Source organism: Streptomyces javensis (genome assembly GCF_039525925.1).
GTDB classification, from domain to species: domain Bacteria; phylum Actinomycetota; class Actinomycetes; order Streptomycetales; family Streptomycetaceae; genus Streptomyces; species Streptomyces asiaticus.
Genome location: NZ_BAAAIF010000093.1, coordinates 26,653 through 32,946 on the forward strand (window position 1 = coordinate 26,653; position 6,294 = coordinate 32,946).

At 70.6% G+C, this 6,294-nt stretch carries 7 protein-coding genes and 2 pseudogenes; 4 read left to right on the forward strand and 5 right to left on the reverse strand.

From position 1 onward, the window contains the following. Window positions 1-83: 83 nt before the first annotated feature. Complete coding sequence (locus ABD329_RS43370) at window positions 84-458, reverse strand: MurR/RpiR family transcriptional regulator (RefSeq protein ID WP_198278720.1); 375 nt, start codon at window positions 456-458, stop codon at window positions 84-86. Window positions 459-692: 234 nt separating this feature from the next. Here ABD329_RS43370 and ABD329_RS43375 point away from each other — a divergent pair, with 234 nt between their 5' ends. Both ABD329_RS43375 and ABD329_RS43380 read left to right on the forward strand, forming a co-directional pair. Beyond that, window positions 693-1,640 carry a polysaccharide deacetylase family protein gene (locus ABD329_RS43375; RefSeq protein ID WP_198278719.1) on the forward strand — a complete coding sequence of 316 codons (948 nt, stop codon included), beginning with the start codon at window positions 693-695 and terminating at the stop codon, window positions 1,638-1,640. A 252-nt stretch (window positions 1,641-1,892) separates the two neighbouring features. Beyond that, on the forward strand, window positions 1,893-2,399 hold the full coding sequence (locus ABD329_RS43380; RefSeq protein ID WP_198278718.1) for a pyridoxamine 5'-phosphate oxidase family protein: 507 nt from the start codon (window positions 1,893-1,895) through the stop codon (window positions 2,397-2,399). A gap of 2 nt (window positions 2,400-2,401) precedes the next feature. On the opposite strand, the gene ABD329_RS43385 is transcribed toward ABD329_RS43380, so the two are convergent. The 4 genes and pseudogenes from ABD329_RS43385 to ABD329_RS43400 form a co-directional block, all read right to left on the reverse strand. Next, window positions 2,402-2,971, reverse strand: a complete 570-nt coding sequence (locus ABD329_RS43385; RefSeq protein WP_198278717.1) for a hypothetical protein — start codon at window positions 2,969-2,971, stop codon at window positions 2,402-2,404. A gap of 287 nt (window positions 2,972-3,258) precedes the next feature. Continuing rightward, a pseudogene (locus ABD329_RS43390) lies at window positions 3,259-3,506 on the reverse strand (transposase); the annotation flags it as partial. Between the two features lie 182 nt (window positions 3,507-3,688). Then, the gene (locus tag ABD329_RS43395) at window positions 3,689-3,862 is read right to left on the reverse strand and encodes a CsbD family protein (protein ID WP_198278715.1); all 174 of its coding nucleotides are present in this window, start codon (window positions 3,860-3,862) and stop codon (window positions 3,689-3,691) included. A gap of 14 nt (window positions 3,863-3,876) precedes the next feature. Next, a complete protein-coding gene (locus ABD329_RS43400; protein ID WP_198278714.1) occupies window positions 3,877-4,269 on the reverse strand; it encodes a hypothetical protein in 393 nt (130 codons plus the stop codon). An 897-nt stretch (window positions 4,270-5,166) separates the two neighbouring features. Here ABD329_RS43400 and ABD329_RS43405 point away from each other — a divergent pair. Together ABD329_RS43405 and ABD329_RS43410 are read left to right on the forward strand one after the other, a co-directional pair. Further along, on the forward strand, window positions 5,167-5,502 hold the full coding sequence (locus ABD329_RS43405) for a hypothetical protein (RefSeq protein ID WP_198278712.1): 336 nt from the start codon (window positions 5,167-5,169) through the stop codon (window positions 5,500-5,502). A 266-nt stretch (window positions 5,503-5,768) separates the two neighbouring features. After that, a pseudogene (locus ABD329_RS43410) lies at window positions 5,769-5,960 on the forward strand (hypothetical protein); the annotation flags it as partial. Window positions 5,961-6,294 lie beyond the last annotated feature (334 nt).

Consider the following 6,294-nt stretch of genomic DNA (forward strand, 5'->3'; position numbering starts at 1 on the left):
CCGGCACGGGCACCTCACCTCGCTGAAGGTGCTGGGCCGCCTGAACACCGTGCGGGGGACCGGTGCCGGTCCCCCGCGCACCCTCACGCGTCGCGGCCGTGCCGGAGGCTGTTGGGCGGCAGGAAGTGACCGCGCAGGCGGGTCAGCGGTTCGGAGGTCTCCAGCGCGCACTCGCCCAACTGGGGGGCGACGGCCAGGGCCAGGGCGTCGACCACGGCCAGTGAGCCGAGTGTTTCGCGGGTGGTGCCGGAGGCGGAGAGGGTGGCGAGGAGGGTGACGGCCACCCGGTCGCCGAGCGCCGGGCCGAGGGCGTCGGTGATCAGGACGATCGGGGCGCCCACCTCCTCCGCGTGGTCGACGATGACCTCGATCTCCCTGAAGAGCCGGGCCGGGGCGAAGACCACCACGACGTCGTCGGCCGAGAGCGGCACCAGCACGTCCGGCAGCCCGAAGCCCATGTCCGCCGTGTGACGGGCCTTGAGCCCCAGCCGGTTGAGCCTCAGGGCGAGGTACTCGGCGAGGGAGCGGTATGAAGCGATCCATTCTGCGCCGCCGCCCGGCGGGCGAGCGCCGCAGACGCGGTAAGCGCCTGCGGGGACTGATCGCGCTCGCCGGCGCGCTGACGCTGACGGCCGCCGCGGCGGGCTGTACGGCGGTGAACGGTCCGCCGAACGGCAGGCGGGGCGCCCCGGGTGCTCGACGCCCTCGAGGCGGCCGATGTGCGCGTCGGCTGGATGATCCCGGCGACGGTGGCCGAGCGCTACCCGGAGACGGTGCGGGAGGTGGCCGCCCGCGGCCATGAGATCGGCTCCCGCGGCGACGGTCTGGAGGACTACGCGGCCCTCGGCGCGGAAGAACAGCGCCGCGCCATCGAGCGTTCCGCCCGGATGCTGGAGGAGATCTCCGGGCGGCGGCCCACCGGATTCCGGCCGCCCTCGGCGGAGATCGGCGACGACACCGCGGGTGTGCTGAGCGAACTCGGCTTCACCTGGACCTCGCTGGCCCGGGACGACGACCGGCCGACCCTGCTGCACCCGGCCACCGGCCCCGGCGCCGTCCCACTGGTGGACGTTCCGGCCCACTGGGAGCTCAATGACTTCCCCCGCTTCATGTTCAACTACGGACCGGCCTACCCCGCCGGCCAGGTGCGGATCGCCGGATACGGGCAACCCCTGGACGACTGGTGCGCCGAGTTCGACGCGTACCACGGCTACGGGCTGTGCTGTGTGATCACCCTGGAGCCGTCCTGCATCGGCAAGCCTGGGGCCGGATCGGGCTGTTGGAGGAGTTCCTGGCGTATGTGCGGCGGCGCCGGGACGTGCGGTTCGCCACCGGTGCCGAGGTGGCGCGGTGGTGGCGCTCCCTGGACCGCCCGAACGACCCCGGGTCCTCGGAGGAGGTACGTCACCGCACCGACCCGCGCCGCACCGCGGCCATCTGACGGCACCACACCACCGGCGCACCACCGACCGCACATCACCTGCCACCGATGCCCCGGACGACCCGCCTACAGTCGCGGCATGCGCATCGTCTCCCTGCTGCCCGCCGTCCGGCTGCTCGACGGCGGACACCCGCGTCCTCAGCCTGGAGCCGCGCACGCTCGACGACGTACTGGACCGTATGACCGCCGCCGACGGTGATCCAGTGGGCCGCCTGCTCCGGGGCGGCCGAGCCGGGCATACCCTTGGGAAACCGGCGGCCGCTCGCCCACGAGCACGGACGGCCCGATCTCACAGACCTCGGCCTCACCAGTGTGACTGAGCACTTCCGCTCACCACTCCGGGAACCCAAGTCGGCCGTCCCGAGTCAGAAGCTGACGGGTTCATCGGTCGCTGGGAGTAGGTCCTGCGCCTCACGCGCGCTGCGCGTCTGCTTGGCTATGGTCGTTCCTCATGGAGACCACGGGGATCGTTCGTCGCCAGACGGCAGAGCGTAGGCGCGACGCTCTGGGGCGCCTCATTGCCGAGCGGGATGTATGGGTGTCGACGGCTCATCCTGATCACGGGCCGCACCAGGTGCCGCTGTGGTTCTTGTGGGATGGACGGGCGGTGTGGATGTGTACCAGCGCCACTTCCGTCACTGCGCGGAACGTCCGCAAAGAGCCGCGCGTGCGCCTGGCGCTACCGGACACCTTCGACGTGGTGCTCCTGCAGGGTGAGGCCGAATGCTTCCTGGACCAGGAGGTGAACGAAGACGCAGCGGAGGCGTTCGCCGACAAGTTCGGGTGGGACCCACGCGTGGAAGAGGAATCCTTTGTGTATGTACGCTTGATCCCGAGGACTGTGCGCGCTTGGCGCGGCGAGCCGGAACTACGCGGAAGAGTCATCATGCGCGACGGAGTGTGGCTGGACAAGGCCACTCCTAGGTCCTGTCCGTCGGAACTTTCTCCCCGAAACTGAGCCTAACGGCGCGCGGGCGCCGTGGACAGCGGGTGCAGCGCCTCGACGAGCCGGTCCCGGGACAGTGCGCGCAGCAACACCGTGTGCCCCGTGTCGGTGGCTGTCGTCGGGCAGTTGTCCTGGCCCTTCACCGTGCCCGGCACGGAGAGCGTGCGGACGACCCGGCCGGTACGGGCCTCGCGGACGGTCACCTCGTAGTCGGCCCGATACAGCGGGAACGTCTGGAAGTTGCGTGCTCCGCCGCTGGCATCCCCGAAGTAGCACTCGACCTTGCCGATCGGCCCGTCACCCTCGATGGGTTCGATGCACGCGAGCAGTTGGATCTGGGCATCCTTGTCGGTCATCGGATTGGCGAGGACGGATTCGTGGCCGCCGACGTACCGCCCGTCGCCCGGGTCGTCGAGATCGGTGGGGATGCCTCCGACGGCGACGGACTGGGGCAGCTGCGAGCGGATCCCGACTGGCGCGATGAGGTGCGGGCCCGGCCCTTCGTAGGCCGGGTTCCGGGTGCTCCACGGCTCACCGCCGCAGTTCTCCTCGCGCGGGGCCGGGATGACCTCCGTGGCGCTCACCGTCGGCTCCACCCGGGTCCTGGAAGCCGACGGGCCGGAGGGGCCGCCGGCATCGCAGGCCACCAAGGTCAGCAGGACGGCGAACGTGGACGTGGAGACCACCGTCCCCCCGACGCGCGCAGTCGACCGGCTTCCCGGAATTCCCTGGACCCGCGGCGGGTCACTATGGACCATCACCGTCTCCCTCCGTCGTTTCGCCCCCTGCACCGTCCTGGACCTTTTCTTACCCGGCCGCCGGCGGGAGCCCTCCCACGCCCTCCGGGCACCGTCCGCGGGACCCCTCCGACGGCATGAGCCAGGACAGCCGCGAAGATCTTGTCCCACGTGCCGTCCGCCGCCAACGTCTGTGTCGCTCGTACACGGTCTTCCACGGACGTGCGGGCAGAACCTGCCGTGGCATCCCGGTGCGCAGCCGGTACGAGACCCCGTTGATGAGCTTTCGGTGCCTGGCCCAACGGCCACCGCGCTGCCCGGATTTCGGCAGATGTGGCCTGAGCCGAACCCACTCCGTGTTCGTCAGCTCTCCCCGCCTGATGACCATGCCAACGACCCGAGACCACGACGGTCACAAGAGACGCCGGACGGCAGACAGGCCCCTTACTTGGCGGGTCACCGCCCCCGACGGCAGAGATCACTGAGTCGGACTGGAGTACTGGACGTCGCCACGGCCCCGTAAAGGTTGCCCCCGGCGGCCGTCCTGTGCTCGTCTCCTGCGGATCAGTGTCGGAAAGCGTCCCTGATCTTCGAACCGGACTGCTTGGCATTGCCCTTCGCCTTGGCGCCCCGCCCTTCCGCCTGCGTGCGGCGGTTACCGGTGACCCGGCCGAGCGCCTTTTTGGCGCTGCCTCGGACCGCTTCGGCCGTGTGGGCCATCTTCTTCCCGACGTCCATGAGTCACTGCCTTCCTATCGATGGGCGGTGCGGTGCCCGAATAGATGCGGTCGGCCATGGCGCCGCGTGCCGCGGACGGACTCGTCGTCCGCGGGCTCGTGTCTGCCGGCCACCTCACCGCGATCCCGGCCGACCGGCGCGGCCTCCCGGTGGTGCCGGGTGAGCCCTCGGCGCGCGGCGTGCCTGCGGCGCACGGCGGCCATCATCAGGCCCAGCCCGAGCAGGGCGGCGGCCCCGATCACGATCCCGGAGAGAAACACCGTTCCGGTGTAGCCGCCGCCGTCGAAACCGAATACAGAGAAGCCACCGGTGAGCGCGTGCCCACCACCGAGGTTGCTCAGCACGCCTACCACGCCGATGACAGCCGCCGCGGCCAGGATGATGAGCCCTATGAGCATGAGCAGCATGTCGCTCTCCTTGCCTTGGAAATTTTCATGTCACATGAAACGGCGCGGTCCGCGCCCGTCTCGCCGTTCGTCCGCGGTCCGGCCGCGTGCGTTCCGCCTGACCTCCGTCGCCGACGCCACCTCCGAAGGCCCGCCGTCACCGAAGCCGGCGCATTCGACGTCCCGGACCAACGGTCCGTGCCCCGGGTCGAACAAGCACGGCGGATGCCGCTCGGGGAACGGGAAGCCCTGGCATCGGGGATAGAGCGCGGCCAGGACGGCCAGGAACACCACCGCTTCACCCACTGACAGGCCGCTGGAGCCACGGTCGCCCTCGACTCCGTGGCCGCCCCCGCCGCCGGTTCGCGCCGCCACATCGGCCACGAACCCGTCCAGGACCGCTGGAAGGTCAACGCGGTGCCGGCGCAGGTTCTGCTCTGCCAGTGCCTGAGACGTGTCCCGGAGTACCGGGGCGCTGGAGGCCGCGCCGAACGATGAGCCGAGCGCCACCGCGTACACACCCGGCCGGTCGACGTCTGCACACAGCCGGTCGAAGGTGCGCTCTCCTCCGGACGCACGAGATCGCCCACGCGCTGCTGAGCAACCTCGGCTACGTGGATCGCGCGTCCGGCGCACTGAGCGCCAGGCAGGCGCGCGAGCTGGTGGGCAGCATCCGCGACACCGGCGAGGCGTCCTGTGCCGCTGTCCTGCCGGGCGACCTCGCAAGCCGACTTCAGCGTGGGCGGTACCCCTGGCCGTGAGGAGTGCCGCCGCCAGAGGGACGGGTACGGCCGACGTGAGTGTGACCGGGCGCCACGGTTTGGTGACCACGAGGCTCTTTTACCCGTAATCGGTGTGTACCTCACATAACTGTCGATTATGGTGCGTACCCGCGTCACCGCTGGCAGACTTCCTGCGGTGACACGGGCAACGGCGATGGGCGCACCGGTGCCGGAGACCGTGTGGGGCCACCACCACGGCGCCTCGGGCGACGGCGGACTGGGCGCGGGCCAGTGCCTCGGCATCCGGTGTCCACTCCCCCTCCAGCACGGCGAGCGCGGCGACCCCGCCGTGCTCCCAAGCCCGTACGGCGCGGGCCAGCTCCATGCGGTCGCGCCCCGCCCGTCGGGAGCCGGGCGGCGATCGCGGCCGGGGACCGACGGCGGTCAAGCCGCGGATGCTTACCGCGACCTGGTCCGGGGCGAGCGGAACGTCATTCCCGCCATGTCCGCCGGACCCGTCTCGCCTTCGTGAACTGCCCGTGGATCCAAATCCACCCGCCCGGAACGGCCGCGCGCAGCCGACGAGGCAGCGTTCCAAGAGGCCCGACCCGAGCGGTCGCTTCCCCAGTGCCTGCGGGAAGTGCAAATTGCCTACGCCGCCATGGCTGAGGCGCTGGAGGGCCTGGTGCGCTCCCGGCAGGCGCCTCCGGACGCCCGGTTCGCGGTTGTGTGGGGCAGGAGCGGGTCCGTCTGACGAGCGATGAATGGCTCGACGACGTGGCGTCGACCGGCGTCACACAGTGGGCGCGGCTCGTGCCGTCATCCGAGGCCCGCGGCCTGGAGTCCGACGCGAGCATCGTCGTCGGCCCGCAGGAGATCATCGAAGCTCGCCCCAACGGCGAACGTGATCTGTATGTCGCTCTCACGTGTGCCACCAAGAGGCTCTGCTCGATCGCCGTCCCCACCTCGCGGCAACGTCACGTCTCGTGACACCCCTTGATGGGCGCTCACAGCTGGTACCTCGATGGGCCGATATGACGGAACGTCCCGACACCCCGCTGACGCCGGAAGGGCGTCGCCGGTCATGTGAGCCCGTGGATGACGGGCGTCCGATCGCGCACGTCGCCGTGGAGGCCGCGATCTCCCGCCGTCCCTGGCCAAGTGATACGCCCACCTGGCGCGCGCACGGCGGGAACGGCCTGGTCGGCCACTCTTCCCGACCCGCCCCTAGATGAATGAGTCCGATGTTTGTGCTGGCCGCGACCATGGCGAAGGGCGCCCGTTGGCTTGGTTGTGACTCCTTGCCTGGACGCCCTTCTGGCGG

Coding starts and splice junctions, on each gene's coding strand:
- ABD329_RS43370 (WP_198278720.1), bottom strand. CDS start 458: ATGGGCTTCGGGCTGCCGGACGTGCTGGTGCCGCTCTCGGCCGACGAC.
- ABD329_RS43380 (WP_198278718.1), top strand. CDS start 1,893: ATGGAGACCACGGGGATCGTTCGTCGCCAGACGGCAGAGCGTAGGCGC.
- ABD329_RS43395 (WP_198278715.1), bottom strand. CDS start 3,862: ATGGACGTCGGGAAGAAGATGGCCCACACGGCCGAAGCGGTCCGAGGC.
- ABD329_RS43400 (WP_198278714.1), bottom strand. CDS start 4,269: ATGCTGCTCATGCTCATAGGGCTCATCATCCTGGCCGCGGCGGCTGTC.